We start from the raw sequence: 517 nt of genomic DNA, 5'->3' as shown, positions 1-517 counted from the left end.
CCTAAAATATGGGGTGAATAACCCCATGATCTGTGGATAACTTTAGCTCTCTTTTCTCTCATTCTTTCTCAATAAGATTCATCACGTATTACATCAGAAATTATATGATAAAATATTGTTTTCTATAAATAAAATACCTTCAAAAATGAACCAAAATGTGGTTAATAAATGGTTATGATTTGTTGCCATTTTTTGAGAGTGAAAGGATTTTAGTATGACAGAAAATGATATTCTTTTAACTGACCGTGAAAGTGCAAAATTGCTTCATATGAGTGTTTCAACATTCCGGCGTCATGTTACCAATGGCTCTTTACCAAAACCTTTAAAACTTGGCTTTTTATCCCGTTGGTTACAATCAGATCTTTTGAATGTCATCGAGCAAGCGAAACAACAACGTCAAAGTGACGCAGCATAAAAAGAAAACCTTGTCACATAAGGATGGACAAGGCTTTCTCAAGCTCATCAACCTGGTGCTTTATTTGGTGTAAATTCAAGGCTTTCTCTGCTGAAGCAAGAC

At 34.6% G+C, this 517-nt stretch carries 1 protein-coding gene; it reads left to right on the top strand.

Annotation, left to right across the window (positions count from 1 at the left end; all coding sequences use genetic code 11):
- Positions 1–214 precede the first annotated feature (214 nt).
- A complete protein-coding gene (locus ACFINI_RS10210; protein ID WP_375648068.1) occupies positions 215–415 on the top strand; it encodes a helix-turn-helix transcriptional regulator in 201 nt (66 codons plus the stop codon).
- The last annotated feature ends 102 nt before the right edge of the window (positions 416–517 follow it).

The sequence above is a fragment of the Bartonella sp. AA56HLJMS genome (assembly GCF_042197145.1).
GTDB lineage: Bacteria > Pseudomonadota > Alphaproteobacteria > Rhizobiales > Rhizobiaceae > Bartonella.
Note: the sequence above shows the minus strand (reverse complement) of the source record. Positions and strands in the feature narration are given on the sequence as shown.

Excerpts from the sequence above, each read along its gene's own strand:
- ACFINI_RS10210 (WP_375648068.1), top strand. The coding sequence starts at position 215 with ATGACAGAAAATGATATTCTTTTAACTGACCGTGAAAGTGCAAAATTG.